This window comes from Janthinobacterium sp. LM6, from assembly GCF_002002885.1.
GTDB lineage: Bacteria > Pseudomonadota > Gammaproteobacteria > Burkholderiales > Burkholderiaceae_D > Janthinobacterium > Janthinobacterium kumbetense.
Genome location: NZ_CP019510.1, coordinates 5,465,271 through 5,491,462, shown reverse-complemented (window position 1 = coordinate 5,491,462; position 26,192 = coordinate 5,465,271). Strand labels below are relative to the sequence as shown.

Annotated in this window: 20 protein-coding genes and 1 tRNA gene; 8 read left to right on the top strand and 13 right to left on the bottom strand. The window is 64.3% G+C overall.

The window, feature by feature from the left end; genetic code table 11:
• Positions 1 to 6: 6 nt before the first annotated feature.
• From rsfS to BZG29_RS24045, 6 genes are all read right to left on the bottom strand, one after another.
• Positions 7 to 699, bottom strand: a complete 693-nt coding sequence (gene rsfS / locus BZG29_RS24070) for a ribosome silencing factor (RefSeq protein WP_077408214.1) — start codon at positions 697 to 699, stop codon at positions 7 to 9.
• Positions 700 to 1,368 (bottom strand): nicotinate (nicotinamide) nucleotide adenylyltransferase, encoded by a 669-nt coding sequence (nadD, locus tag BZG29_RS24065; protein ID WP_077409267.1) that lies wholly within the window; start codon positions 1,366 to 1,368, stop codon positions 700 to 702.
• Between the two features lie 23 nt (positions 1,369 to 1,391).
• Positions 1,392 to 2,306, bottom strand: a complete 915-nt coding sequence (hemF, locus tag BZG29_RS24060) for an oxygen-dependent coproporphyrinogen oxidase (protein ID WP_077408212.1) — start codon at positions 2,304 to 2,306, stop codon at positions 1,392 to 1,394.
• Positions 2,307 to 2,409: 103 nt separating this feature from the next.
• Positions 2,410 to 3,204 carry a hypothetical protein gene (locus BZG29_RS24055; protein WP_077408210.1) on the bottom strand — a complete coding sequence of 265 codons (795 nt, stop codon included), beginning with the start codon at positions 3,202 to 3,204 and terminating at the stop codon, positions 2,410 to 2,412.
• Positions 3,205 to 3,330: 126 nt separating this feature from the next.
• Positions 3,331 to 4,599: a phosphoribosylamine--glycine ligase gene (gene purD, locus BZG29_RS24050; protein WP_077408208.1), complete on the bottom strand. Its 1,269-nt coding sequence runs from the start codon at positions 4,597 to 4,599 to the stop codon at positions 3,331 to 3,333.
• Positions 4,600 to 4,669: 70 nt separating this feature from the next.
• Positions 4,670 to 5,395, bottom strand: a complete 726-nt coding sequence (locus BZG29_RS24045) for a YebC/PmpR family DNA-binding transcriptional regulator (RefSeq protein ID WP_077408206.1) — start codon at positions 5,393 to 5,395, stop codon at positions 4,670 to 4,672.
• Positions 5,396 to 5,550: 155 nt separating this feature from the next.
• On the opposite strand from BZG29_RS24045, the gene BZG29_RS24040 reads away from it, so the two are divergent.
• The 4 genes from BZG29_RS24040 (at position 5,551) to BZG29_RS24025 (ending at position 10,502) form a co-directional block, all read left to right on the top strand.
• Positions 5,551 to 8,022, top strand: coding sequence for an alkaline phosphatase D family protein (locus tag BZG29_RS24040; RefSeq protein WP_077408204.1), 2,472 nt, complete (start codon positions 5,551 to 5,553; stop codon positions 8,020 to 8,022).
• A 117-nt stretch (positions 8,023 to 8,139) separates the two neighbouring features.
• Complete coding sequence (locus BZG29_RS24035) at positions 8,140 to 9,060, top strand: EamA family transporter (protein WP_077408202.1); 921 nt, start codon at positions 8,140 to 8,142, stop codon at positions 9,058 to 9,060.
• Between the two features lie 29 nt (positions 9,061 to 9,089).
• Positions 9,090 to 9,479 carry a methylglyoxal synthase gene (locus BZG29_RS24030; protein ID WP_034786684.1) on the top strand — a complete coding sequence of 130 codons (390 nt, stop codon included), beginning with the start codon at positions 9,090 to 9,092 and terminating at the stop codon, positions 9,477 to 9,479.
• 93 nt (positions 9,480 to 9,572) lie between these two features.
• Positions 9,573 to 10,502, top strand: coding sequence for a quinone oxidoreductase (locus tag BZG29_RS24025; protein WP_253192913.1), 930 nt, complete (start codon positions 9,573 to 9,575; stop codon positions 10,500 to 10,502).
• A gap of 313 nt (positions 10,503 to 10,815) precedes the next feature.
• Here the strand turns inward: BZG29_RS24025 and BZG29_RS24020 are convergent, their stop codons facing one another.
• On the bottom strand, positions 10,816 to 11,445 hold the full coding sequence (locus BZG29_RS24020) for a DUF4136 domain-containing protein (protein ID WP_077408198.1): 630 nt from the start codon (positions 11,443 to 11,445) through the stop codon (positions 10,816 to 10,818).
• Between the two features lie 198 nt (positions 11,446 to 11,643).
• On the opposite strand from BZG29_RS24020, the gene pepN reads away from it, so the two are divergent.
• The 3 genes from pepN (at position 11,644) to BZG29_RS24005 (ending at position 15,536) form a co-directional block, all read left to right on the top strand.
• Complete coding sequence (gene pepN / locus BZG29_RS24015) at positions 11,644 to 14,298, top strand: aminopeptidase N (protein WP_077408196.1); 2,655 nt, start codon at positions 11,644 to 11,646, stop codon at positions 14,296 to 14,298.
• Between the two features lie 45 nt (positions 14,299 to 14,343).
• The gene (locus tag BZG29_RS24010) at positions 14,344 to 15,345 is read left to right on the top strand and encodes a class 1 fructose-bisphosphatase (RefSeq protein ID WP_077408194.1); all 1,002 of its coding nucleotides are present in this window, start codon (positions 14,344 to 14,346) and stop codon (positions 15,343 to 15,345) included.
• 115 nt (positions 15,346 to 15,460) lie between these two features.
• A tRNA-Thr gene (locus BZG29_RS24005) sits at positions 15,461 to 15,536 on the top strand.
• Between the two features lie 143 nt (positions 15,537 to 15,679).
• Here BZG29_RS24005 and BZG29_RS24000 read toward each other — a convergent pair.
• From BZG29_RS24000 to BZG29_RS23975, 6 genes are all read right to left on the bottom strand, one after another.
• Positions 15,680 to 17,497 (bottom strand): methyl-accepting chemotaxis protein, encoded by a 1,818-nt coding sequence (locus BZG29_RS24000; RefSeq protein WP_077408192.1) that lies wholly within the window; start codon positions 17,495 to 17,497, stop codon positions 15,680 to 15,682.
• Positions 17,494 to 17,775 (bottom strand): hypothetical protein, encoded by a 282-nt coding sequence (locus BZG29_RS23995; RefSeq protein WP_077408190.1) that lies wholly within the window; start codon positions 17,773 to 17,775, stop codon positions 17,494 to 17,496. Before BZG29_RS23995 ends, BZG29_RS24000 begins: the two co-directional genes overlap by 4 nt.
• Before the next feature lie 79 nt (positions 17,776 to 17,854).
• A complete protein-coding gene (locus BZG29_RS23990; protein WP_077408188.1) occupies positions 17,855 to 20,566 on the bottom strand; it encodes an EAL domain-containing protein in 2,712 nt (903 codons plus the stop codon).
• A gap of 64 nt (positions 20,567 to 20,630) precedes the next feature.
• Complete coding sequence (locus tag BZG29_RS23985; protein ID WP_077408186.1) at positions 20,631 to 21,311, bottom strand: Crp/Fnr family transcriptional regulator; 681 nt, start codon at positions 21,309 to 21,311, stop codon at positions 20,631 to 20,633.
• Positions 21,312 to 21,339: 28 nt separating this feature from the next.
• Complete coding sequence (locus BZG29_RS23980) at positions 21,340 to 22,482, bottom strand: diguanylate cyclase (protein WP_216350327.1); 1,143 nt, start codon at positions 22,480 to 22,482, stop codon at positions 21,340 to 21,342.
• A gap of 136 nt (positions 22,483 to 22,618) precedes the next feature.
• Positions 22,619 to 25,213, bottom strand: a complete 2,595-nt coding sequence (locus BZG29_RS23975; RefSeq protein ID WP_077408184.1) for a LuxR C-terminal-related transcriptional regulator — start codon at positions 25,211 to 25,213, stop codon at positions 22,619 to 22,621.
• A 217-nt stretch (positions 25,214 to 25,430) separates the two neighbouring features.
• On the opposite strand from BZG29_RS23975, the gene BZG29_RS23970 reads away from it, so the two are divergent.
• On the top strand, positions 25,431 to 26,174 hold the full coding sequence (locus BZG29_RS23970; protein WP_171985097.1) for a transporter substrate-binding domain-containing protein: 744 nt from the start codon (positions 25,431 to 25,433) through the stop codon (positions 26,172 to 26,174).
• Positions 26,175 to 26,192: the final 18 nt, after the last annotated feature.

The window sequence follows — 26,192 nt, the reverse complement described above, 5'->3', positions numbered from 1 at the left end:
CGAGGCTTACGCTTCGACTTTTTTGATACGCTTGATCACGGTTTTTGCCGGTGCAGCATCGGCTGCCGGCTTGGCCGCGCGTGGGGCGCGCACTTTTTTCTCCGGCAGGGCTTTCAGGGCTTTCACTGCGGCCGCTTCGGTCTTGGTTGGCGCGACTTTCACGGTCTTGCCGACGGCTTTGGAAGCGGTGGCTTTTTTCGCCGGGGCTTTCTTGGCGGCGGTGGTGGCTGCCGTGGCTTTCTTGGCCGGTGTCTTTTTCTCGATCACGGGCGTCGCTTCCACATTGGCCTTGCTCGCTGCCAGGTGGCCGCTGACCTTTTTCGGCTCGTCGCCGGCCGCTTTTTTCGGCGCGCGCTTGGCGGCACCCAGCTTGACCGGGGTGTCGCCCCAGATTTCTTCCAGGCGGTAGTAAGCGCGGATAGGCGCCTGCATGATGTGGACGATCATGTCGCCCAGATCGACCAGCACCCATTCACCGGTGTCCTCGCCTTCCATGCCGATGATGTCGCCGCCGGCGTCCTTGACCTTGTTGCGCACCGAGGCGGCCAGCGCCTTGGTTTGACGGTTCGAGGTGCCGGAGACGATCGCGATGCGGTCGAACAGGCTGGTCAGGTGACTCGTTTCGAAGACGGCGATGTCTTGGCCTTTGACGTCTTCAAGGGCGTCAACGACGAGGGTTTGCAGTTTTTTGATGTCCATTTAGCTTTTGTATAAATTATGTTGTTCAATATAGTCTAGCACTAGCGGGGAAACAAGCGGGTTTGCCCGATTCCCCCGTTGTAATGCCGCACGTATTTCGGTGGCGGAGATATCCACCGCGAAGTCCTGTGCCAGATAAGTCAGACCGTGCGGCGTGTTGCGGATGCTTTCCAGTGACCCCAGGCGGCGCGAAAATTCTTCGGCGACCACTTGCGGCACTGCGGTGTCATTCAGCGCGAAGCCGGGGCGGGCCGCGACGCAGATATGCGCGTATTCAAATAATTGCTGCCATTCGCGCCATGTCGCGAGCCGCTGCAGCTGGTCGGCGCCCATCAGGAAAACGATGGAAGCGCGCGGACCCAGCTCGGCGCGTACCTGGCGCAAGGTATCGATGGTGTAGCTGGCCTGGCCATGTTCGCTGCGCGCGATTTCCTGGCGGTCTATCACGACCGGCAGGGGCAGGCCGGCAAACGCCAGGGTGGCCATCTCGGCGCGTTGCTGGCCGGTGGCGCCCAGCTTGCTTTTTTGCCAGGGCGCGCCCGCCGGAATCACGCGCAGTTCATCGGCGTGCAGCAGGCTGGAAAAATGCGTGCCCAGCGCAACATGGCCCATATGCACCGGATCGTAGCTGCCACCGAGCAGCGTCACGCAAGGCGTACCGCTCGCCATACTGCCCGCCGTGCCATTTTCCGTCACGCCTGCAGCCAGTCGCGATGCACGAGGAAGTCAGTATACAACGCCGCTTCGGGACTGCCCGCTTCCGGGTGCCAGTCGTAGCGCCACTTGACCACGGGCGGCATCGACATGAGGATCGCCTCGGTGCGTCCACCCGACTGCAAGCCGAACAGGGTGCCGCGGTCGAACACCAGGTTGAACTCGACATAGCGTCCGCGCCGGTAGCACTGGAAGTCGCGTTCGCGTTCGCCGTAGGGCGTGTCCTTGCGGCGTGCCAGGATCGGCACATAGGCGTCGATGAAGGCGTCGCCGGCGCTGCGCATCATCGCAAAGCTGTCGTCAAAGCCCAGGGCATTGAAATCGTCGAAGAAGATCCCGCCCGCGCCGCGCGCTTCGCGCCGGTGCTTCAGGTAGAAATAATCATCGCACCACTGCTTGAACTTCGGATGCAGTTCCTCGCCAAACGGCGCCAGCGCATCATGGCACACCTGGTGAAAGTGCTTCACGTCGCCTGCGTCGCCATAATACGGCGTCAGGTCCATGCCGCCGCCGAACCACCATACGGGTTCGCCATCGGCATTCACGGTGGTGAAGAAACGCACATTCATGTGCACCGTGGGCGCATACGGATTACGCGGATGCAGCACCAGCGACACGCCCATCGCTTCCCACGCCTTGCCACCGAGTTCAGGGCGCGCGGCTGCTGCCGATGGCGGCAGTGCGGCGCCGGTAACGTGCGAAAAATTCACGCCGCCACGCTCGAACACATTGCCTTCCTCGATCAGCCGCGAAATGCCGCCGCCGCCCTCGGGGCGCTGCCAGGCATCGGTCAGGAAGGGCTTGCCGTCCTGCGTTTCGAGCGCCTGCACGATACGGCTTTGCAAATCGAGCAAATAGGCCTTGACGGCCGAAGGAGAGGGAGTTGACGACATCGCGTGGGCCGACGAGGCCGAAATAAAAAAGTAAGGACGGATTGTACCCTGTTACGCGTTTTTGTGATAGGGCGGCGCTTGCGCAGTGCGTTTGTGTTGTGGATCAGCGTGCCGGTGGCGTGGCATCGTCCTGCACCACCGTGATGGACAGGTCCGCGCCGGCGCCGGGCAGGCGCGCGCTTTCCACGGCGTGCGCGGCGCGCTGCCGCAAGTCGGGCCGCTCGACGCCCTGCCCGGCGACGGGGGCTGCGGCGGGGGAGGGCGCCTGCCTTGCGAGGATGGCGCGGCCGGCAAAGGTCAGTATCAGCACCAGCAGCGCGGCCATCGCCCACGTGCCCGGGCGCGCATAGGCGGGGCGTTCCCGGCGGGCCTGGCGCGCGGCGCCATCGACGATGATGCGGCCCAGCTCCGAGCCGTGCTGGCGCGTGCGCAATAGCTCGAATTGCTGCGCCGTCAAGGCGCCTTGCCGGAGCATCTCGCGCAGCGCGTCAACCGGCGAGGCGAGCAGGCGGTTCTCCGGCAAGCTGGCGTGGGCGGCATCGCGCTGCCACTGGTTGATCAGGTCTTCGTCGTACAGGGTGTCGATGGCCTGGCCGTTGACCAGCTTTAGCGCGTCGGCGGCCAGTTGCTGGCGCTCGAGCAGGGCTTCGCTGCCATGCCGGCGCGGCAGATCCTGTACGCGCCGCAGGAAGTCGTCCTGTGGCAGCAGGTCAGTGCGCAGCAGCCATGCCAGGGCATCGGCGGGACCGGCGCCGGCGGCCAGTCGTGGCATGTCGACGTCGTCTTCCTCGTCCAGGGCGAGGATTTCCAGTTCGGCGACGGCGTCGTCGAGTTCATTGTCCGTGATCAGGCGGAGTTGGCGTACCTGAGCGAGGGCGGGATGGACGTGGCTGGTCATGGATTGCAACTTTGTCTGAAAGGCAAAATCTTAGCGCAAGGTCCGCTTTCCTGGCGCGCCAATCAAAACAGGGCCGGGGCGGATGCATTCCGCGCCGGCCCTGCCGTTTTCTGCAAAGGGGCTTGCTTAGTGCTTCAGGCCGCGCCAGCCGATGTCGCGGCGGTACTGCGCGCCGTCGAAATGGATTTTTTCCACGGTTTCATACGCCTGTTTCTGCGCCATCTTGATGCTGTCGCCCAGGCCCACCACGCACAGCACGCGCCCGCCATTGGTTACCAGGCGTTCGCCCTCGATGCGGGTGCCCGCATGGAAGGTGACGGAGTCCGGCGTTTCGGCCGGGATGTCGCCGATGGACGTGCCCTTGACGGGATCGTCCGGGTAGCCGGCGGCGGCCATGACGACGCCGACAGCCGTGCGGCGGTCCCATTCCAGTTCCACGGCGTCGAGCGTGCCGTTGACGGCGTGCTCCATGACGGTGACCAGGTCGGTCTTCAGGCGCGCCATGATGGGCTGCGTTTCCGGGTCGCCCATGCGGCAGTTGAATTCCAAGGTCTTCGGCGTGCCCTTGTCGTCGATCATCAGGCCCGCATACAGGAAGCCCGTGAACGTAATGCCGTCCTTGGCCATGCCCTGGATGGTCGGATTGATGATTTCGCGCATGACGCGCGCATGCATGGCCGGCGTGACGATGGGCGCGGGCGAATACGCGCCCATGCCGCCCGTGTTCGGACCCTGGTCGTGGTCTTTCAGGCGTTTATGGTCCTGGCTGGTGGCCAGCGGCAGGATGTTCTTGCCGTCGCACATGACGATGAAGCTCGCTTCTTCGCCGGCGAGGAATTCCTCGATGACGATGCGTGCGCCGGCGTCACCGAACTGGTTATCGGACAGCATCATGTCGACCGCCTGGTGCGCTTCTTCCAGGGTCATGGCAACGACAACGCCCTTGCCGGCGGCCAGGCCGTCGGCCTTGATGACGATCGGCGCGCCCATGGCGTCGACATAGGCGTGCGCGGGAGCGACGTCGGAAAACGTCTGGTAAGCGGCCGTCGGGATGCCATGGCGCTGCATGAAGGCCTTGGCGAAGTCTTTCGACGATTCCAGCTGTGCCGCTTCCTTGGTCGGGCCGAAGATTTTCAGGCCGCGCGAACGGAACAGGTTGACGATGCCCGCTGCCAGCGGCACTTCCGGACCGACGACCGTCAGGCCGATGTGTTCCTGTTGAACGAAGTCGGCCAGCAATTGCGGGTCGCTGATGTCGAGATTGACCAGGCGCGCATCGCGCGCGGTGCCGCCGTTGCCCGGCGCGACATACACCATCTGTATGCGTTCGGACTGGGCCAGTTTCCAGGCCAGGGCGTGTTCGCGGCCGCCAGAGCCGACTACCAGAATTTTCATAGGAACCGTTCGTTCAGTGTGGGTTGCAGGGCGGCGGCGCCGCCCTTGAGGTGTATAGCTTATTTTTTGCTTAGTTTTCGATCAGGGCATTCGTAAACACTTCCTGCACGTCGTCCAGCAACTCCAGCGCATCGATCAGCTTTTGCATCTTGATGGCGTCGTCGCCCGTGTAGACGGTTTCCGTCGCCGGTTTCATGATGACTTCGGCCACTTCGGCCTTGAAGCCGGCCGCTTCCAGCGCTTCCTTGACGGCGGCGAAATCGTGCACGGGAGTGACCACTTCGAAGCCGCCCTCTTCATCGGCGATGACGTCGTCGGCGCCCGCTTCCAGGGCCGCTTCCATCAGCTTGTCTTCGTCGGTGCCCGGCGCGAACAGCAACTGGCCGCAGTGCTGGAACATGAAGGCGACCGAGCCTTCGTTGCCCATGTTGCCGCCGTTCTTGTTGAAGGCGTTGCGCACTTCAGCCACCGTGCGCACCTTGTTGTCGGTCATGCATTCGACGATGACGGCTGCGCCGCCCACGCCGTAGCCTTCGTAGCGCACTTCTTCGTAGTTGGCGCCATCGACGCCGCCGCTGCCGCGGTTGATCGCGCGCTGGACGTTGTCTTTTGGCATGTTCGCATCGGCCGCCTTGTCGACTGCCAGGCGCAGGCGCGGATTGGTGATGGCGTCGGCGCCGCCCATGCGGGCCGCGACCGTGATTTCCTTGATCAGGCGCGTCCAGATTTTGCCGCGCTTGGCATCGGTGGCAGCCTTTTTATGCTTGATATTGGCCCATTTGCTATGTCCTGCCATGTCGAATCTTCCTTAGACGGGTGTTCAATTGTGGCCGACATTTTAGCATATCGGCCCCCTGCGAAGCGGCATGGCCCCGTCATCAGGATGACACAATCTGTTGCTAAAGTGACGCGCTTTCACCATATCGAGGGCGCGACATCATGGCAAGTCAAATGGACAGGCGGCAATTTCTGAAATTGGGCGGCTTCATTACCGTCTCCGTGGCCACCGTCGGCCTCGCCGCCTGCGGCAGCACCGATTACAGCGATCCGGGCGTGCCGCTCGCTTCGGGCAGCGACTGGAAATTCCCGCAAAGCGTGGCGTCGGGCGACCCGCGCGCCGACAGCGCCATGCTGTGGACGCGCGTCGTGCCCGCCAGTTTCGACGCCGTCGCGCCCGTCACGGCTGGCAAGGAAGAGGTCGCCGTGCGCCTGATCGTCAGCGCGCTGGATAATACGGCCGCCCTGGGCGGCAACACGGCGCTGGCCGGCACGCCCATCGTCGATGCGAAATTGCCACTGAAAGCCGATTTCGACAACACGCTGCGCCACAAGGTGACGGGCTTGCAGCCGGGCCAGGTGTATTTTTACCAATTCATCGCCGGCGACGTGCGCTCGAACGTGGGCCGTTTCAAGACGGCGCCTGCCGCGACCAGCGACGTTGCACAGCTGCAATTCGCCTACCTGACGTGCCAGGACTGGAGCATCAACCACTGGGGCGCGCTGTCGCACATCGCCGCCAACGAATCGCTCGATTTTATCGTCCACCTGGGCGATTACATCTATGAGACGGTGGGCGAAGCCTTCCAGAGCGGTGCCGTGGAAAGCCGCCACGACCAGCTGAAATTGCCCGACGGCACGTATAAAAGCGGCACGTCCGGCGCCAAATATGCGACCACCGTGGCCGATTACCGCTACCTGTACAAGAAATACCGCACCGATGCGCGCCTGCAAGCCGTGCACGAGCGCTTTGCCTTCATCGCCATCTGGGATGACCATGAATTCACGGACGACGCCTGGCAGGATGCGTCCACCTATGAAGGCATCGTGGCGACGGACGGCAGCGATTTGCACCAGCCGGCCCGCCGCCGCAGCGCCAACCAGGCGTGGTTCGAATACATGCCGGCCGACGTCACGTTCGACGCCGCCGCGACGACGTTCCAGAATATCCAGATTTACCGCGATTTCCAGTTCGGCAAACTGATGCAGCTGGTGATGACGGACGAGCGCCTGTACCGCGCCGACCATGCGATCGCCGAGTCGACCATCAATCCGGCCACGGGCAAGCCGCTGGGCAGCATCGGCAGCCGCTACCTGGTGCCGCAAGCGCTGTTCGACAGCGTGGAAGGGCAGAAAATGGCGGCCGCCACGAAGGCCGGCACCGATCCGCTGGCGGCAGTGGGCATGCTGGGCAGCACGCAGCGCGACTGGTGGAAGGGCAAGATGAAGGCTGCCACGTCGACCTGGAAGCTGTGGGGCAATGAAGTGTCGTTGCTGCGCATGGGCTTGAATGGCACGGATGCGATCGCCACCTTGCTGGCCCTGAGCGCCATGGCCAACGTGGGTAAAGCCATCGCCAGCACCCTGCCATTGGTGGGCGGCAGCGTGCCGCTGGCGTCCGCCATCGTGGCGGCCTCGACGGCGGGCGCGTCATCGACCCTGGCGCAAGCGGCGGCCATGGCGATTGCCGGCGCGGCAGCCAATGCCGGCGCGCAGGGCGCCGCTGCCGTGGGCGCCGGCTTGAGCGCGGCCCAGGCCGGCATCACGGTGGCTGCCTACAACAGCGCTTCGCCGGTGGCGGCCGCGCAAGTGATCGCCTTCGGCTGGATCAAGCCCGACGTGCAAGCCAAGGGCGCCGCATCGAGCTTTGTCGCCGCTTCCGGCCAGCAGGCCGCACTGACGCCATTTTTCACGCGCTTCCTGCTCAATTGCGACCAGTGGGATGGCTACAACAGCGAGCGCAAGAATCTGATGGCGCACCTGAAAAACAATGCCATCGGCAACGTGGTGGCGATCACGGGCGACATCCACTCGTTTTTTGCGGGCACGGTCAGCGATGACTTCGACGCGGCCGGCGGCGGCACGCCCGTGATGGTGGACCTGGTGTCGGCCGGCGTCAGCTCCGACTCCTTCTTCAGCTACCTGAAGTCGGCTGCTGGCAGCATGGGCGATATCGGCACCCTCGTCAGCTATCCGCTGGTCATTCCCGTCACGGGCCTGGGCACGGTCAATCTCGACATCAACCTGCTCGATTACACGATGGGCAAGGCGGCGCCCACCGTCGACAGCCTGCTGGAGCAATTGCGCGTGCAACTGCGCGGCGCCCTGGCCGCCAAGGGCGTACCGGAAGCGCAACTCGATGCGACGGTCGCCGCCGTGCAGGCTGGCTTGAAAGCGAGCACTGACTTCAGCGTGACCCTGCTGGGCCTGGCGCAGCAATTGTCCGGCCTGGGCAACAACCCGTGGATCAAGCATCTGAATACGGATGCGCAGGGCTACACGGTGGTCACCTTGACGCCGGGCAAGTTGGTGGCGCAGTTCAAGCAGGTGAATAAACTGGTCGGCACGGCGGCGCCGTCGAACGTGATTGCGCGCGTGACGACGGCGACGGTGACGGCGGGTGCGGCGGCGGTGGTCATTTCTTAAACTTATTTCTTAAACGTCAACCCCAAAGAAGGCTGGGGTCGGACCCTCAGGGTCCGACCCCGGTATTTGCCGTTGGGGTTATCAGCTTGCTTTCGCTTTTGCCATTACAATCTGGGCATGAGCTCCAGTTCCCCGCAAGCAACCCCTGCATCGATTCCCCGTTCCGTCTACCTCGGTGGCCTGGCCATCGCCGTGGGCGGGGCGGTACTGTTTTCCACCAAGGCCATCGTCGCCAAGCTGCTGTACCGCTACCAGATCGACGCCGTCACCCTGATCGCCTTCAGGATGATTTTTTCGCTGCCCGTGTTCGCCGTCATCGCTTGCTGGCAGATGCGCACGGAGCCGCCGCTGTCCAACAGCGACCGCTGGCGCCTCGTCGGGCTGGGCCTCGTCGGCTATTACCTGTCCAGCTATCTGGATTTCCTGGGCCTGCAATACATTTCCGTGGGGCTGGAGCGCCTGATCCTGTTCCTCACGCCCACCTTCGTACTGCTGATTACCACCGTGTACTTCAAGCAGCGCATCAGCCGCCTTCAATGGCTGGCCCTGTTCACCTCCTACTGCGGCATCGTGCTGGTGTTCGTGCACGACTTGCAGGGCGGCGCCAGCAACGTGGCGCTCGGTTCCACCCTGGTGCTGGGCTCGGCCTGTGCGTATGCCGTGTACCTGCTCGGTTCGGGCGAACTGGTGAAACGCATCGGCTCGATGCGCCTGGTCAGCTATGCCATGTGCGTGGCCAGCTTTGCCTGCATCGCTCAATTTTTCATCCTGCGCCCCGTCGAGCTGCTGATCCAGCCCATGCCCGTGTATGGCTTGTCCTTGCTAAATGGCATCTTTTGCACGGTGATGCCCGTCTTCATGACGATGATCGCCGTCGAGCGCATCGGTGCGCCCGTCGCTTCGCAGGCCGGCATGATCGGCCCCGTGTCGACCCTGTTCCTGGGCGCCATGATCCTCGATGAACCGATCACCAACTGGCAACTGGCTGGCACCAGCCTGGTATTGGCCGGCATTTACTTGCTGTCGAAAAAGAAATAATTCCTTCACCCACTGAAATGGTCCTCACCATGAAAACACGCATCGCCCTGATTGCCCACGACAAGAAAAAAGATGACATGATTACCCTGGCGGGCGAATACCTGGATTTTCTCAAGGGCTGTGAACTGTCGGCCACGGGCACCACGGGCGGCCGCCTGATCAATGAGCTGGGCCTGGCCGTCGAGCGCAAGCATTCCGGCCCGTTCGGCGGCGACTTGCAGATCGGCTCGCTGCTGGTGGAAGGCCTGATCGATTGCGTGATCTTCCTGCGCGACCCGATGACGCCGCAGCCGCACGAGCCGGACATCAACGCCCTGGTGCGCGCCTGCGACGTGCACAACGTGGCGTGCGCAACGAATTTGTCGTCGGCGCACCTGGTGCTGTCGCAACTGCAGGCGCGGGCCAGCGCTGCCGCCTGACGTTTTTCCCGATTCTTCTTCAAGGAGCATATTGTGAGCGCAACGATTACCACCAAAGCCATCCGCGTACAGCGCGTGGGCGGCCCGGACGTGATGGAATACGTGGATGTGGAGCTGCCGCCGCCGGGTCCCGGCGAGGCGCGCGTGAAGCACGAGGCCATCGGCCTCAATTTCATCGACGTGTATTTCCGCACGGGCTTGTATCCGCAGCCTCTGCCCAATGGCCTTGGTGTCGAGGGGGCGGGCATCGTCGAGGTGGTGGGCGAGGGCGTCACCGAAGTGAAGGTGGGCGACCGGGTGGCGTATGCGGCGCGCATCAATGGCGCGTATGCGCAGCAGCGTAACTTGCCGGCGGCCTTGCTGCTGGTATTGCCCGAGCGTATAGGTTTCGATACGGCCGCCGCCATGATGCTGCAAGGCTTGACGGTGCAATACCTGTTCCACCGCACGGTGGCGCTGAAGGCGGGCGATACCGTCCTGTTCCACGCGGCCGCGGGCGGCGTGGGCCTGATCGCCTGCCAGTGGGCGAAAGTGCTGGGCGTGAACCTGATCGGCACGGCCGGTTCCGATGAAAAGGCGGCGCTGGCCAAGGCGCATGGCGCGGCCCATGTCATCAACTACAACACGGAAAACTTCGTCGAGCGCGTGCGCGAGATCACGGGCGGCAAGGGTGTCTCCGTCGTCTACGATTCCATCGGCAAGGACACGTTCACGGGTTCGCTCGACTGCCTGGCGCCGCTGGGCATGATGGTCAGCTTCGGCAATGCTTCCGGCCCCGTGCCGGCCTTCACCCTCAGCGAGCTGGCATCGCGCGGTTCGCTCTTCATCACGCGTCCCGCCTTGTTCAGCTATGCCTCGAACCGTGCGAATCTGGAAGAGATGGCAACCTCGCTGTTCGGCGTCGTCAGCAGCGGCGAAGTGCAGATCGAGATCAACCAGCGCTACGGCCTGGCCCATATCGCCCAGGCGCACACGGACCTGGAAGGGCGCAAGACGACCGGCTCGACCATCATCGTGCCATGAGCGGCGGCAGCGAAAGAGACGGTACGCCGAAGTTCGGCCGCCTGCTGATCGTGCTGTTGTTGGCCGTGGCCCTGATCGGCGCGCTCACCTTTGCCGCCGAGGCGTATTACTCATAGGCATAAAACGCAGACATAAAAAAACCGGCTGGCGCATCGCTGCACCAGCCGGTTTTTTAAAGTACTCCAGACTTCTCGCGCCTGACAAAACCGTAGCGAGCGGCAGTGATTTGTGGCCGAGAAGCGCAACCGTACTTTAGTACGGTGAGCATCGCCGGCCGCAAAGCGCGACGCGCAGCAGGTTTTGGCTGGCGCTCTCAGTCTATCTTGACTTCGACCTTGCGGGGCACGCCGCTCTGGCCGGGGAAGTCGGCAAAGGCGCTGGCGACCATGGCCGGCATTACTTGCGACGTGGCGCGCTTGTTGCTGGTTGATTGCACGGTTACGTCGTACAGTTTCTTGCCGTGGCGGTCATTGATCGTCACGCGCAATTCGCGTTCGTATTTATGGCGCACGCTTTCTTCCACGTCCATCGGGCCATACCAGTAGGGGTTATAGCCAAAGCGGCCATAGCCTGGCCATGCGCCGTAGCGGTAGCCGTAGCGGCCAGGCCAGTAGCCGGGGCCATACCAGAATGGATCGGATGCCTGCAGCACGCGCTCAGGGTAGTCGACGGTGGAAAACTGCATCGCCACGCGCAAATTGGCTGCCGCAGGGCCGGACGCTTCGCCGAAGCCATGTTTGGCCAGTTCCGCGCGCACCAGGTTCTGGTAGCTGCGGTATTCCAGCGTGTCGTTTTCGGCATCTGGCGTTTCAAATGCATATGATTTGTCCTGCAATTGCGCAGGCCACTCATGGAATACGGTCACATCGCTGCGTATGGTGGTGGCGCATCCGGTGAGCAACACGGTCAATGCGGCCATCATGATGGTGAGATATCGTTTCATTGCATGACCTCCTGATTAGTAGACGCAATTCATCGCTTAGTATTATAAGAATAGTTCTATTTGTTTCTATTCATTATTACAGAATGTTACCTGGCATGTCTGCGTGTAAGGGAATCCAACATTCCTGACCTGAATCGCGACTATCGGGGGCTGGTGTTGGTAAAATAGGCTTTTGCCTCCGCTCCCACCCAAATCCCTATGCGCACAGACAGCCCTCAGACGATTTACCGCAAAGATTACACGCCGCCCAGCTTTTTGGTCGACAGCGTCGAACTTGGTTTCGATCTCGATCCCGCCCGCACAGTGGTGGCGAGCCGGATTCAAATGCGCCATAACCCGGCCAGCACCAGCCGCAGCATCGAATTGCACGGCGAACACATCGAACTGGTGCTGGTGCGCCTGAATGGCAAGGTATTGAAGCCGTCGCAGTACAAGCTGACGGCGGGCATGCTGACCATCCCCAAGGCCCCGGACGAGGTGACGCTCGATATCGAAACCGTGCTGGCGCCGCAGGACAATACCTCGCTGTCCGGCCTGTACGTGTCGAACCATAATTTCTTCACGCAGTGCGAAGCGGAAGGCTTCCGCCGCATCACCTTCTTCCCGGACCGCCCGGATGTAATGGCCAAGTACACGGTCATGCTGCGCGCCGACAAGGACAAGTATCCGGTGCTGTTGTCGAATGGCAACTTGATCGAAGAGGGCGACCTCGGCGACGGCCGCCATTACGCCAAGTGGGAAGACCCGTTCAAGAAGCCGTCCTACCTGTTCGCGCTGGTGGCGGCGCGCCTGGTATGCCAGGAGGAACGCTACACGCTGAAGTCGGGCCGCGAAGTGCTGCTGCAGGTGTGGGTGGAAGACGGCAACCTTGATAAAACCGACTACGCCATGCAGTCGCTGAAAAACTCGATCCGCTGGGACGAGGAGCGTTTCGGCCTGGAACTTGACCTGGACCGCTTCATGATCGTCGCCGTGGGCGATTTCAACATGGGCGCCATGGAAAACAAGGGTTTGAACATCTTCAATACCAAGTATGTGCTGGCCAATCCGCGCGTGGCGACGGACGTCGATTACGCGGGCATCGAAGCGGTGGTGGGCCACGAATACTTCCATAACTGGACCGGTAACCGCGTGACGTGTCGCGACTGGTTCCAGCTGTCACTGAAGGAAGGCTTGACGGTCTTCCGCGACCAGGAGTTCTCGGCCGACATGATCGGCACGGACACGGGCCGCGCCGTCACGCGCATCGACCAGGTGCGCACCCTGCGCCAGGCACAATTCCCTGAAGACGCGGGCCCGATGGCCCATCCCGTGCGTCCCGATTCTTTCGTCGAGATCAATAATTTTTATACGGTTACCATCTACGAGAAGGGCGCCGAAGTGGTGCGCATGTACCAGACTCTGGTGGGCCGCGACGGTTTCCGCAAGGGCATGGATCTGTACTTTGAGCGCCACGATGGCCAGGCCGTGCAGTGCGACGACTTCCGCGCCGCCATGGCCGACGCGAATGGCCGCGACTTTACCCAGTTCGAGCGCTGGTACAGCCAGGCGGGTACGCCCGTTGTCACGGCGTCCACGCGCTACGATGCGGCCAGCCAGACGTTCGAGCTGACCCTGGCGCAAAGCTGCCCCGCCACGCCAGGCCAGCCGAAAAAACTGCCTTTCCACATCCCCGTCACCGTCGGCTTGCTGGCCGCCGATGGCCGTGATCTGCCGCTGCACGTCGATGGCGTCGTGTCGAACGGCGTTGCCAGCGTCGTGCTGGAATTGACGCAAGCGTCGCAGACTTTCCGCTTCACGAATGTGACGGAGTTGCCCGTGCCGTCGCTGCTGCGCGACTTTTCCGCGCCCGTGGTGCTGGAATACGATTACACCGACGCGGAACTGCTGCACCTGTTCCGCCATGACAGCGACCCGGTTAACCGCTGGGAAGCTGGACAGCGCCTGGCCATGGAGCGCCTGCTGAAACTGACCGGCGCCGTCGCCGCCGGCGAGACTCTGGCGCTGGATGACACCTTCATCGAAGCGCAACGCGCCTTGCTGGCCGATGAAACGCTCGATCCTGCCTTCCGCGAGCTGGCCCTGATCCTGCCGTCGGAAACCATCATCGCCGAGCGCATGGCGCAAGTCGACCCGCAAGCGATCCACGCGGCGCGCCAGTTCATGCGCCGCATCATCGCGGCGGCCCTGAAACCTGAACTGCTGGCGCAATACCGCGCCAACCAGACGCCGGGCGAATATAGCCCCGATGCCCTGTCGGCCGGCAAGCGCGCGCTGAAAAACCTGGCTCTGTCCTACCTGCTGATCGCGCCGGACGCGCAAGAACTGGCGCTGGCGCAGCAGCAGTTCGACAGCGCCGGCAACATGACGGACCGCGCGGCAGCGCTGGGCGCCCTGATCCATTCGGGTTCGCCATCGCACGCGCAGGCCGCGCTGGCCAGTTTCTATGCCGATTTCGAGAACGAAGCGCTGGTGGTCGACAAGTGGTTCGCCATGCAGGCGGCCGCGCCATCGACCGACGTGCAAGCCGTGCGCCAGCTGATGACGCATCCGGCCTTCACCTTGAAAAATCCGAACCGCGCGCGCAGTCTGATCTTCAATTTCACGAACGGCAATCCGTCGCAATTCCATGCGGCTGACGGCAGCGGCTACGCCTTCTGGGCCGAGCAAGTCATCGCGCTCGACGCCCTGAACCCGCAGGTGGCCGCCCGCCTGGCGCGCTCCATGGACCGCTGGCGCCGTTACGTACCCGCGCTGCAAAGCCATATGCGCGACGCGCTGGAAAAAGTCGCCGGCCAGGCCAGCCTGTCGAATGACGTGATGGAAGTCGTTTCCAAGGCATTGGCCAATTAACACCGCAAAAAATTTATCAAAAAGCTATTAAAACAGAGGGATTTCATGAAACGCATCAGTCTTACGCAATACCTGGTTGAAGAGCAGCGCTCGAACAACAGCATTCCGGCCGAACTGCGCCTGCTGATCGAAGTCGTCGCGCGCGCCTGTAAAACCATCAGCCACGCCGTCAGCAAGGGCGCGCTGGGTGAGGTGCTGGGCACGGCCGACACGGAAAACGTGCAGGGCGAAGTGCAGAAAAAGCTCGACATCATCTCCAACGAGATTTTGCTGGAAGCGAATGAATGGGGCGGCCACCTGGCGGCCATGGCGTCGGAAGAGATGGAATCGATCCACCCGATCCCGAACCGCTATCCGAAGGGCGAATACATGCTGCTGTTCGACCCATTGGATGGTTCGTCGAACATCGACGTCAACGTTTCCATCGGCACCATTTTCTCGGTGCTGAAGGCGCCGGAAGGCATGGGCGAGCCGACGGAGCAGGACTTCATGCAAGCCGGCAGCAAGCAAGTGGCGGCCGGCTACGCCGTGTACGGTCCGCAAACCATGCTGGTGCTGACCTTCGGTAATGGCGTGAACTGCTTCACCCTGGACCGCGAGATGGGTTCGTGGGTTCTCACGCAAAGCAATATGCAGATTCCGCCGACGACCAAGGAATTCGCCATCAACATGTCGAACGCGCGCCACTGGCATCCGCCCGTGAAGCGCTATGTCGACGAACTGCTGGCCGGCGACACGGGCCCGCGCGGCACCAATTTCAACATGCGCTGGATCGCCTCGATGGTGGCCGACGTGCACCGCATCCTGAACCGCGGCGGCATCTTCATGTACCCGGCCGACCTGCGCGACACGTCGATGCCCGGCAAGCTGCGCCTGATGTACGAAGCGAACCCGATGGCCTTCATCGTCGAACAAGCCGGCGGCGCCGCCACCGATGGCCAGCAGCGCATCATGGACATCGCCCCGCACAAGCTGCACCAGCGCGTGCCCGTCTTCCTCGGCTCGAAGGACGAAGTGGCCCGCGTCACCGCCTACCACGCGGAGTAAAAGCCGCACTTTCCTACGATTTTCAGCGGTCTGCAGCCGGGCCGCTAAAAAAATGCAAAAAAGTTCGCGTTGACACTAGCAAATTTTGTGCATTGTTTGTAGAATGTGGGTCTTCGCCGTTGTAGCTCAGTTGGTAGAGCAGCACATTCGTAATGTGAAGGTCGCCAGTTCGATTCCGGCCAACGGCACCAAGTTTCATCAGAAACCCGCTTACCTGAAAAGGTCAGCGGGTTTTTTGTTTGCAGGCAGTGCTTGCTGCGCTATTGGCCTGTGCGCGCCGCCAACGGCGGCGCCGATGCCGTGACGGCCATCGGCACCGCGTTCCGGCAGCCTGTCAGAACTCTTCCCAGTCAGTCTCCGTGGCCTTGCGGCGCGGGGCGGGCCTGCCGGCGCTGATGCGCGTCACCTGCGGCGGCCGCATTGCGGCGGGGCGTGGGGCAAGGATGGTGCTGGCGCGCGGCGCGGCTGCCAACGGCCTGGCGGCGGCGGGCGCCGCCAGGCGGAACACGCTGACGGCCTGCACCAGTTCCCCGGCCTGCTGCTTCAGGCTGATGGCCGCCGCCGCCATCTGTTCCACCAGGGCTGCGTTCTGCTGCGTCACTTCATCCATCTGCGTCACGGCTTCGCCGATCTGCGCGACGCCGGCGCTCTGCTCGACGCTGGCCGAGCTGATTTCGGCCATGATGTCGGTGACGCGGGTGATGCTGTCGACGACCCGCGTCATGGTGCTGCCGGCCTGGTCGACCAGGGTCGTGCCCTGTTCGACGCGGGCCACGCTGTCGTTAATCAGCAACTTGATTTCCTTGGCCGCTTCGGCGCTGCGGCCGGCCAGGCTGCGCACCTCGGTGGCGACGACGGCAAAACCGCGTCCCTGCTCGCCGGCGCGTGCCGCTTCCACTGCAGCATTGAGCGCCAGGATGTTGGTCTGGAAGGCGATGCCGTCGATGACGTTGATGATATCGGCGATGCGCTTGCTGGCGGCATGGATGCCGCGCATGGTGTCGACCACCTGCGCGACCACGGCGCCGCCGGCCAGCGCCACCTGCGATGCCTGTTGCGCCAAGGTGTTGGCCTGGCGCGCGTTGTCGGCATTCTGGTTGACGGTGGAACTGAGTTCTTCCATCGAGGCGGCGGTCTGCTCGAGTGCACTGGCCTGGCTTTCAGTGCGGGCGCTCAGGTCCTGGTTGCCGGCGGCGATTTCGGCACTGCCCAGCGCCACGCTTTCCGAGTTGTGGCGCACCGTCGCGACTACGGCCGTCAGACTGTCGCGCATGCTGGCCAGCGCGCCCAGCAGCCTGGCCACTTCGGCCGGCCCCTGGCGCCGGATGTCGGCCGACAGGTCGCCCGAGGCCATCACGTCGGACAGGCGCACCGCGTTGTCGAGCGAAACGGCGATCTGGCGATACACATACCAGAGGGCCGCCGCCAGCGTGGCGATCAGCAGCACGGCGACGGCGGTCAGTGCGCCGAACCAGAAGTGCTTGGCCTGTTCCGCCTCCTCGATGGCCTGGCCCGTGCGGCGGTCCAGCATGCCGAGAAACTCGTCGACCGGGCGCATGATGCGGGCCTTGGCGGCATGGTAGGCCGCATCGTGCATCATGCTGCGCGCCTTGGCCAGGTCGGGTGCATCCTGGCGCGTGAAGGCGCCGCTCTGGTCCGCGTACAGGCCCTTGACCATGTTCATGGCGACCGTTTCAGTGCGTACCAGCTCGTTGGAATTGACTTCCGCTTCCTTGAGCTTGGCGAATTCGGCCGCGCTGAAGCCAGCCGCCTTCATCAGGCTCGTCAGTGCGATGGCCTTGTCCGAGCCCTTGCCCGGATCGATGTCCGCGGCGCGGAAGTCCCAGTAGATTTTTTCGTATTGCGCGGGGCGCGCTTTCTTGCCGCTGCGGATATCGAGAATTTCCAGGTATTGCTGTTCCCATTTCGGCTCGCCCGATACGACATAGGTACGCGCCAGGCGGGTCAGGTCGTCGGAACTTTGACGCATTTCGTCCGCCAGCAGGTAGGAGGCATAGCGCGAATCGTGGGCGGCGCTGACGGCCGCCGATGCCAGGCTGACGCGGTAGATGCCGAAACCCACCAGGGCAATGACGAGGCCGACGACGGCCAGGGCCGAGGCGAACATGAACTTGATGCTGGACGACTTCATGGTTTTTTTCCTTGTTGTTGTTGTTGTTGTTGTTGTTGTTGTTGTTGTTGTTGTTGTTGTTGAACCGGTGGCACGCTATACATGCGCGACAGTTTGTCCAGCAGCATGCTGGTGTCTTCCAGCGCGGCGCGGCGCGCCGGCGTGTTCTGTTCAAAGTGCATGTCGCGCAGGGTCTGCGCGGTGGTGACCAGCGTGTCGCGCAAGCGCAGCAGATGGCTGATCGTCGACTCGAGGTCGGTGGGCGGGCCTGGCATGGCCTTCTGCGTATGGTCTGTCAATGCATTCTCCTGTGACGATGGCGCGCATGGCGCTCTGGTATGACCCAGTCTAAATAGAAATGGGCTTGCTAAAAATCAACTAGTTGAAGTCGGGAATCAATTGCTGCGCCGGCCACTGGGCGATGGGCATGGGTTTGCCGAACAGATAGCCCTGGAAGGCATGGCAGCCTTTCTCCGCGAGGAAGCGGTACTGCGGTTCGGTCTCGACGCCTTCGGCGATCACGTGCAGGCCGAGCGACTGGCTCATGACGATGATGGCGTGGACAATGGCGGCGTCGCTGGCGTTGGCGGTGACGTCGCGTACGAAGGATTGGTCGATTTTCAACTGGTCCAGAGGCAGGCGGCGCAAGTAGGACAGCGAGGAAAAGCCGGTGCCGAAGTCGTCCATCGACATCTTGACGCCGAGCGCGCGGATGTCGTGCATGCGTTCGATGACGTCGTCGACACTGTCGAGCAGCACGCTCTCGGTCAGTTCCAGCTTCAGCAGCGCCGGCCGCACCTGGTACTGCTGCAGCGCCTCGCGCACCTGCTCGACGAAGTCGCGGCGGCGGAACTGGCGTGCGCTGACGTTGATGGAAAGGGTCAGCAGCGCGCTTTCCGGCGCGCCAGCCCAGGCTTGCAGCTGGGCGCAGGCCGTATGCAGCACCCACAAGCCCAGCGGCACGATCAGGCCGCTTTCCTCGGCCAGCGGAATGAATTGGGCTGGCGACACGGACGGCCGGTCCGGCGGCAGCCAGCGCAGCAGTGCCTCGGCCCCGACCAGGCGGCCGGCCAGGTCTACCTGGGGCTGGTAATACAGCTGGAATTCATCGCGGTGCAGGCCCTTGCCCAGCGCCGCCTCGAGCAGCGCGCGCGATTCGAGCGCCGCCAGCATCGCCGTGTTGAAGAAGCTGATACCGTTGCGTCCTCCTTGCTTGGCGTGCGCCAGCGCCGCTTCGCCCTGGCGCAGGATGTCGTCGATGGACGGGCGCTGGCCGCGGTACAGCGTGATGCCGATGCCGGCCGTGGCGTGGCAGAGCTGGGCATCGGCGCAGAACTGGTAAGGGTGGCACAGTTCGCCGCGAATGCGCTGCGCCACGCTACCGGCCTGTGCGGCAGCGTCCGCTTCGTCGCACGCCAGATTGGCCAGCAGGATGATGAATTCGTCGGCGCCCACGCGCGCCACCGTGTCGACCGGGGTGGCGCAGTCGCGCAGGCGCTGCGCCACCTCGCACAGCAGGCGGTCGCCGGCGGCGCGCCCCTCGATGTCATTGAGGCTCCTGAAACTGTCGAGGTTGATGACGAGCATGGCGCCGTAGGCCTGCTGATTGACGGCCACGGCCTGGCCCAGGCGCTCCATCATCATGCGCCGGTTCGGCAAATCGGTCAGGCCGTCATAGTAAGCCAGGTGGCGGATGCGTTCCTCGGCCTGTTTGCGCTCGCTGATGTCGCGCACGACGGCCTGGACGACAGGCGCGCCGTCCAGTTCTATCGCGCTCAATAGCACTTCGGCGTGGAAGTCGCGGCCCGTGTCGAGGCGGCGGTAAACCCAGTCGTAGCGCACGACACGCTGTGCCAGCGCCGCCGCGATCTGCGATTCGAACAGGGCCACCGAGCCGCCGCCGCATGGCTGCTGCGCGGGCGACAGGTCGCCTGGAGCGTTGGCCAGGAAGGCGGGCTTGCTGTCGCAACCGAAAACGTCCAGGGTGGCGCGGTTGCAGTCGAGCAGGCCTCGCGCGTCGACCAGCCAGACGGCGTCGCTGATCGAGTTGTACAAGGTGCGCAATTTCAGTTCGGAGTGCTGCAGCTCTTCCCGGTTGCCGCGCAGCTCGGCCATCGCCGCCAGTTCGGCCTTGCGCCGGCGGTAAGCCTTGCGTCCCTGGATGATGGTCGAGGCGGTGAAGGCGGCGGCCAGCAGCGAGAGCACAGCCAGCTGCTGCCACCAGGGCTGCAGATAATCCTGCGTGGCCAGGCCAACGAAGATGTAGAAGGGCTGGCGCGGACTCTTGCGGTAAGCCATGCGCCGCGCGATGCCGTCCAGCGCGACCACGGTGCGGTAGCTGCCTGCCGCCGGCGCCGCGGCGATGTGGGCGCGCGTGGCCGCCGAAACCGTGCGGCTGCCGATGACCTGCTGATTCCACACCTGTTCGGGAAAGCGCGCCACCAGCGCCATGTCGGTGCTGCGCAGCGAGATGATGCCGTGGCGGCCGACGTCGAAGGCGGCGATCAGGCGCGCCAGGTAGTCCAGTGGCAGTTCCGCGTAGACGACGCCGGCGAAACTGCCATCGCTGTGACTCAGGCGCCGCGCCATCAGCACCACGCGCTTGCCGCTGGCGGCGCTGATGCCCGGCGCGGCGATGATCAGCTGCGACTGCGGGTCGCGCGCGGCGCGCAAGACATCGTCGCGCAGGTGCAGCGGCGGCTGCCCGGCCGGCGCCTGCGGGCCGTACAGGATGGCGCCGCTGGCGTCGGCCAGGCCGACCGTTTCGACTTCACGGATCTGCGCGCGCTGCTGCAGCATGCTGGCGTGCAGGGTCGCGGCGTCGATGCCGCGCGCGGCGAGCTGCTGTTGCGCCTCGCTCTGGATGCCGAGCAGGACGAGGTCGATCTTGCCGAAGACGTCGGCGACGCTCGTTTCGAGCGCGTAGGCAAGGTTTTGTGTGGCGAGGACGGCCTGTTCTTCGTAGTGCCGTGCACTGTGGAACAGGGTCAGGGCCGCCAGCGCGTAAAACGCGATGTTGCTGAAGGAAACCTTCAGCACCTTGCGCATGTAAGGCGAGCCGGTCCAACTGCGCCGTTTATTTGCGTTCATCTGTGTCGTCTCCGTGGAGCCCGGGCGGCGGCTCAGCGCAGTTGCGCTGACGCGCCGGCGCGCGTCATGCCATCAGCCTGGCCATAGGCCGGACGGCGCTGTCTTGCCTGGGCTCATCCTTGCGCCTGCCCTTGTTCAAGAGCTGGGACAGGTATTGCGGCGTGATCTCCAGATACGAGGACAGCGTCTTTTGCGAGATGCGCCTCTCGAGTCCGGGATAATCGCGCAGGAACGAGGCGAGCCGGTTTTGCGCCGACGCGCCGTACTGGGCATGGCTGCGCCGCGATTGCTGCTTGAGCATGTATTCGATCACTTTGAGGTGATAGGCGTCGAGTACGCTGTGGCTGGCGCGCAGGGTGACGACCTTGTCCCAGTCGAGGCGAAAAGCTTCCACCGCCGTCTCGGCCGTCAGCGAGTGCAGCGCGGGGAGTCCGTTGGCGCCCTGCAGCAGGTCGTGGTAGGGCGTGGCGTTGTGTCCTTCGGTGGCAAAGGCCGCCGTGATGTCGCCGCCGGATGGCGTGTTGACGCCGCAGCAGACGATGCCGGAGGTAATCCAGTACACGTGCCTGGCCGGCGAGCCGGCGCGCTGCAGATAGTCGCCCTTGTCCAGCGAGACGGCAACGGCGAGCGGCGCCAGCAGCATGCTGACGGCCGTGTAGCTGGCCGCGTCGATGTCGTAGCGCGCAACCATGTCCGCCTCGAAGCGCTTGCGCTGCGCCAGGAAGGCTTGCTGAGAGTAAGTCATTGTGTCTCCATGAAAACGGGGAACGGGCTCAAAAGAGCTCGATGGTGCCGGCTTCGATTTCCGTGAGGATGCCGGCGTCGACCAGGCTGCCGTAGTGGAATATCCGGTTGCGCCCGGCGCGCTTGGCTTCGTACAGGGTCTGGTCGGCCCGGCTGACGATCGCGTTGGCCAGGACCGCGGAGCTGGCCAGGCAAAAGCCGCCGCTGATCGTTACCGAACCCACGCGCGGAAAGTTGAATTGCGCAATCGTCAGGCGTGCCCGCTCGAATGCCAGCGTGGCCTGCTCCAGGTCGCTGGCGGCGATGACGGCGATGAATTCTTCGCCGCCGTAGCGGTACAGCAGGTCGCTGCTGCGGAAGGCGCCGTCGAGCAGGCGCGCCACCAGCAGCAGCACTTCGTCGCCGATGATATGGCCGTAGCTGTCATTGATGCGTTTGAAGTGGTCGATGTCAAGCAAGCCCAACCAATAGGTTTCGGGCACCTCGGCGGCATCGCCGGATTGCGCCGCCAACTCATCCCACAGGCGTTCCAGGTTCAGTTCCAGCGAATGGCGGTTGCGCAAGCCGGTCAGGCGGTCGCGCTGGCTGGTGTCGAGCAAGGCGTAATAGTTGGAAAACACTTCCAGCACGCCGTGGATGACGGCGTCCTCGACCGGGGTGACGGCGTGGCTGCGCTCGAAGATCAGGTAGCCGCACAATTCGTTGCCGCCATGCAAGGGGTAGCCGATCATCAGGTGCGCCCCCATCGCCCGGCTGCAGGAACGGCCCAACAGGCGCATGTCGGCCAGCAATTGCGCCACGTGCGGCGGCACATGGGCGCCGCTGCGCATCTCTTCGACCTGCTCGGTGATGCGTTCGGTGCCGTCGACAGTCGGGCCGCTGCTGCGCGAATGGCGCAGCACGCGCACGACGTCGCGGTTTTCGTCGGTGCGGTAGAGCGATGTCTGCAGCACGCCCAGCATCGGCCCGAGCGTGCGCAGCAAGCTCTTCTCGACCAGTTGCATGTCGCGGATGGCTGTCATGGTGCCGAGCTTCTTGAGCAGACCGGGCAGCGGCCGCGCGACGGGGGGATGCTCCATCTTGGCAGCGTCCGGTGGCTGCGGCGCAGCGGCGGCCGGCGGCCGCTGGACGGCACCGGCCGGGCGCGTCTCGATGATTGTCTTTTTCAACATGTTTCTTTCATGAACTAAGTGCGATGCGGTGCGGCTGGCGCTCGCCAGCAAGTGATTGAAATCATATTTGTCAGGTGGTAGGGGGTCACCATACTTAAGTATGGATTTGCGCTATCTGTTGCGCGATCCACAACATCTATTGCATTGGCAACACACCGGCGCGGCGCGCCTTGCAGACGGCCTGGCCGCGGTTGCTGACGCTGAGCTTGCGGAAGATTTGCCCCAGGTGCCATTTCACGGTATTGACAGACAAGTCCAGCTGGTCGGCGATGGCGCCGTTGGTGCGGCCCAGCGCCACCAGGGCCAGCAGGGTGGCTTCGGTGGGCGTGAGCTGCGCCGAAGGCAAGGCGGCGGCGGGGATGTCGGCGCCGCGCAGCAGCACGTCCAGGTGCGTGGCGGCCTGGGTGCTGAGCAGGCGGCGCGCCTTGCCGCGCAGGATGCGCAGCAAGCCGAGCGCATCGCTGCCCTCGTCGAGAAACAGGCGCAGCATGCCCGACGCGGCCGCCTGTTCCAGCGCCAGGGCCATTTCAGCTTCCGCCTCCCTGGCCTTGCCCAGTTGGGCCAGGGCGATGGCCAGCAGCACGCGCAGCTTCGTGGCGCGCCAGCGGCGCCCGGTGGCCAGTGCGTGCGTCAGCAGGCGGCCGATCAAGGCCTCGGCTTCGGGCAAGGGCCCCAGCCGTATCAGCAGGCGCGCCTGGGCGATGCCGGCGCCATCGATTTCCTGGCTGGGCAGGATGCAGCGTTCATCGCCGGCCCAGACGGGCTGCAGCAGGATCGAGGCGTGCCAGGAGACGGCATCGTGGTTGCCGGCAAGTAGCGCCATGCGCGACTGCTCGGCTTCGAGCAGTGCGCGTGCGGGGGCGGGTAGCCGTGCGCGCCCCTGACGGCAGGCGGCTTCCAGCCATTGCCGTGCAGCCGCCTGGCCCTGTTGCAGCGCCAGCATGCGCGCCTGCATCACCAGCATGGCGGCGCGCGCGTCCCAGGGCAGTCCGGCGGCGGGCAGGCTGCGCGCCAGCGCGAGGCGCGCCGTCACCAGGTCGAGGCGGTTGCACTCGTAGGCGATCAGCAGGGCCAGCCCGACGCTGTAGCCATGGAAGAGGAAGGGGGGAATCTGTTCGGCGTGCTGTTGCGCCAATGCATCGGCGGCCGCCAGTTGTTGCAGCGCCGCGTCAAAATTGCCGCCGATGGCATCCAGATATGCTTGCAGGAAGCTGACCAGGGCCATGCCGATGGGCGAGCCGGAAGCGGCGCAATCGCGCCGCGCCGTCACCAGCAGTGCCGCCGCCTCGGCCAGTTCGCCGCGCCACAGGCAGGTATAGGCGGCCAGGTGGCGCGGGTCGGCCGGGGCGGGCGGCACCATCATCGCGTGCGACTTGTGTGCTGCGGCAAGCGCGATGCAGCGGTCGGTATCGCCGGCCAGAAAGGCGAGTAGCGGGGTGATGCCGTCGAGGCTGGCGGCGTAGCGCGGGTCGGCGCCGACGAGGTTGCTGCGGCGGTGGTAGAAATGCAACCAGTTTGCCAGTTCGGTGCCGCGCGCCGCGCACAGCAACCCGACCAGCAAGGCGCCCGACAGCGCCGGGCGCTGCTGCAGCATGACGGTGGGCAACTGTTCGCAGCAGTGCACGATACGCTCGAACTGGCCGCCCGCGGACAGCGCGGCGATGACGCGTTCGAGTGCGTCGGCCGCCTGCGCGTGGGCGCCGGCCATGAGGAAGCAATCGATGGCTTGCTCGACGTGGTCGTGGTGTGCCAGCCAGGTTCCCGCCCTGGCGTACACGGCGCCGGGCGCGGGCTGGCGCAGGGCCAGGTGGCCGGCCAGCAGCGGATGGCAGCGCAGCCAGCCGCCCGGCAGTTGCCGCAGGGGCAGGCCGGCTGCTTGCAGCAATGTCATCTGCTGCTGCCCGCTGTCGCCGCTTCCCAGCGCCGCCTCGAGCAGGCCGGCGCAAAAGGTGGCCAGCGGCGCTGCGGTGGTCAGCAGGCGGCGCATCGGCTCGTCCAGCACGCCCAGCACTTCGCGCTGCAGGTAAGCGTTAAATTCGGGCAAGGCGGAGAGGATGAACTTGTCTGCCTCCTCGTGGCGGCGCAGCTTTTTCCATGCCGGCGCGATCAGTGCAATAGCCGCTGGCCAGCCTTCGCTGACGCGTTGCAAAAGGGCAACATCATCGGGCGGAATATCGATTTTTTGCTGCTGCAGGTAGCTTGCCGTTTCCGCCGGCGAGAATTGCAGGTCGTCCATATCGAGCTCGACCAGCGTCCCTGCCACCTTCAGCGCGGCGATGCCGCCGTGGTGCAGCGCGCGTGCCGCCAGGTAGACGCGCATCGAGGGCGGCAGGACACACGCAATCAGGGCGAACAGGCCGCGGATGGCTGCGCCGTCGAGATGCTCGACGGCGTCAAGGTACAGATGGGTGACGCTTGAACTGGCCAACAGGGCATCGTTGTCGGGCGCGAGCACTGGCGCGACGCGTAGCGCGGCGTGCAGGCTGCGGCGCAGCGTGGCCGGATCGTTGTCGGCGTGGTCCAGGTTCAGCCAGGCGACATGGGCGCCCGCGCGTGCGCGCCGGGCATGGGCGGCGCGCAGCAGCGCCGTCTTGCCGTAGCCGGCGGGCGCGCGCAGCAGCACGAGGCGGAAGGCGCCGTCCGCAGACAGTTCGCGCAACGGTACTTCGCGTTCCATCTGGGGGACGTTGCCGAATGGCGGCGTCAGCTTCAGTAAATTGGGATACGGCAAGGTGTGCGCTCCAGGCAAACAAGGTGGCGGCAGGCAGATGAAAAAGCGACGAATATAGTCAAATGCGGCGTCCCTTGCGCCCTACTAAAGTACGGTTTTTGGCGCGCCTGGCGCCGCGCCCGCCACGCTGCTATGATGGATGCGAGGGCGTGGACAGCGGCGCAAGCCTGTCTGCGCCAGCCTCTGCCGGCGGCAAGCCGGCGGGAAGGAGGACGCGATGTTGCCGACGTGGTTATTGGCTCCCGTGCTGCTGGCGGCGGCGTTGTGCGGCGGGGTGCGGGCGCAGGCGCTGGAGATACTGACGGCCGAGATTGCGCCCCTGGCTTTCAGCAAGGATGGCAAGGTCACCGGCTTTTGCGTCGAGGTGGTGGCGGAAATCCAGCGCCGCCTCGGCGACCGCTCGCCGATGCGCCTGATGCCGTGGGCGCGCGCCTACCTGATGGCGCAGAGCGGCGCCAACGTGGTGCTGGTGTGCCCCAAGCGCACGGCCGAGCGCGAGCGGCAATTCCAATGGGTGGGGCCGCTGCTGGTATCGCAAACGAATTTTTATGCCAGGCGCGGCGCGGGCATCCATCTGGGCAGTGTGAACGAAGCCAAGGCCCTGTCGGGCGTGATGGCGCCGCGCGCCTTTTATTCCTATAGCTACTTGCAGCAGGCCGGCTTTGCCAACCTGGAAGCGGTGAACAACTCGGCCACCATGCTGGCCATGCTGCTGGCCGGCCGGCACCCGCTGATGACGCTGGACCAGGAACAGCTGCCGGCCCTGCTGGAGCAGGCGGGCGTGGCGGCCGATGCCGTTGAACTCGTGTATCCGATCTTTTCGATCGGCAGCTATCTCACTTTCCCCCTGTCGACCGACCCTGCGCTGGTGATGCGCTGGCAGCGCACGCTCGAGCGCATGAAGCGCGACGGCGCCTATGATGCCATCGCGCGGCGCTGGCTCGGCGCTGCGGCGAAGTGAGGCGGACGGCTTCCCGGG

Coding starts and splice junctions, on each gene's coding strand:
- BZG29_RS24040 (WP_077408204.1), top strand. CDS start 5,551: ATGGACAGGCGGCAATTTCTGAAATTGGGCGGCTTCATTACCGTCTCC.
- BZG29_RS24025 (WP_253192913.1), top strand. CDS start 9,573: ATGGAATACGTGGATGTGGAGCTGCCGCCGCCGGGTCCCGGCGAGGCG.
- BZG29_RS23985 (WP_077408186.1), bottom strand. CDS start 21,311: ATGACTTACTCTCAGCAAGCCTTCCTGGCGCAGCGCAAGCGCTTCGAG.
- BZG29_RS23990 (WP_077408188.1), bottom strand. CDS start 20,566: ATGAACGCAAATAAACGGCGCAGTTGGACCGGCTCGCCTTACATGCGC.
- BZG29_RS24000 (WP_077408192.1), bottom strand. CDS start 17,497: ATGAAGTCGTCCAGCATCAAGTTCATGTTCGCCTCGGCCCTGGCCGTC.
- BZG29_RS23970 (WP_171985097.1), top strand. CDS start 25,431: ATGTTGCCGACGTGGTTATTGGCTCCCGTGCTGCTGGCGGCGGCGTTG.
- hemF (WP_077408212.1), bottom strand. CDS start 2,306: ATGTCGTCAACTCCCTCTCCTTCGGCCGTCAAGGCCTATTTGCTCGAT.
- BZG29_RS24045 (WP_077408206.1), bottom strand. CDS start 5,395: ATGGCAGGACATAGCAAATGGGCCAATATCAAGCATAAAAAGGCTGCC.
- BZG29_RS24010 (WP_077408194.1), top strand. CDS start 14,344: ATGAAACGCATCAGTCTTACGCAATACCTGGTTGAAGAGCAGCGCTCG.
- BZG29_RS24055 (WP_077408210.1), bottom strand. CDS start 3,204: ATGACCAGCCACGTCCATCCCGCCCTCGCTCAGGTACGCCAACTCCGC.
- BZG29_RS23980 (WP_216350327.1), bottom strand. CDS start 22,482: ATGTTGAAAAAGACAATCATCGAGACGCGCCCGGCCGGTGCCGTCCAG.
- purD (WP_077408208.1), bottom strand. CDS start 4,599: ATGAAAATTCTGGTAGTCGGCTCTGGCGGCCGCGAACACGCCCTGGCC.
- nadD (WP_077409267.1), bottom strand. CDS start 1,368: ATGGCGAGCGGTACGCCTTGCGTGACGCTGCTCGGTGGCAGCTACGAT.
- pepN (WP_077408196.1), top strand. CDS start 11,644: ATGCGCACAGACAGCCCTCAGACGATTTACCGCAAAGATTACACGCCG.
- BZG29_RS24030 (WP_034786684.1), top strand. CDS start 9,090: ATGAAAACACGCATCGCCCTGATTGCCCACGACAAGAAAAAAGATGAC.
- rsfS (WP_077408214.1), bottom strand. CDS start 699: ATGGACATCAAAAAACTGCAAACCCTCGTCGTTGACGCCCTTGAAGAC.
- BZG29_RS24035 (WP_077408202.1), top strand. CDS start 8,140: ATGAGCTCCAGTTCCCCGCAAGCAACCCCTGCATCGATTCCCCGTTCC.
- BZG29_RS24020 (WP_077408198.1), bottom strand. CDS start 11,445: ATGAAACGATATCTCACCATCATGATGGCCGCATTGACCGTGTTGCTC.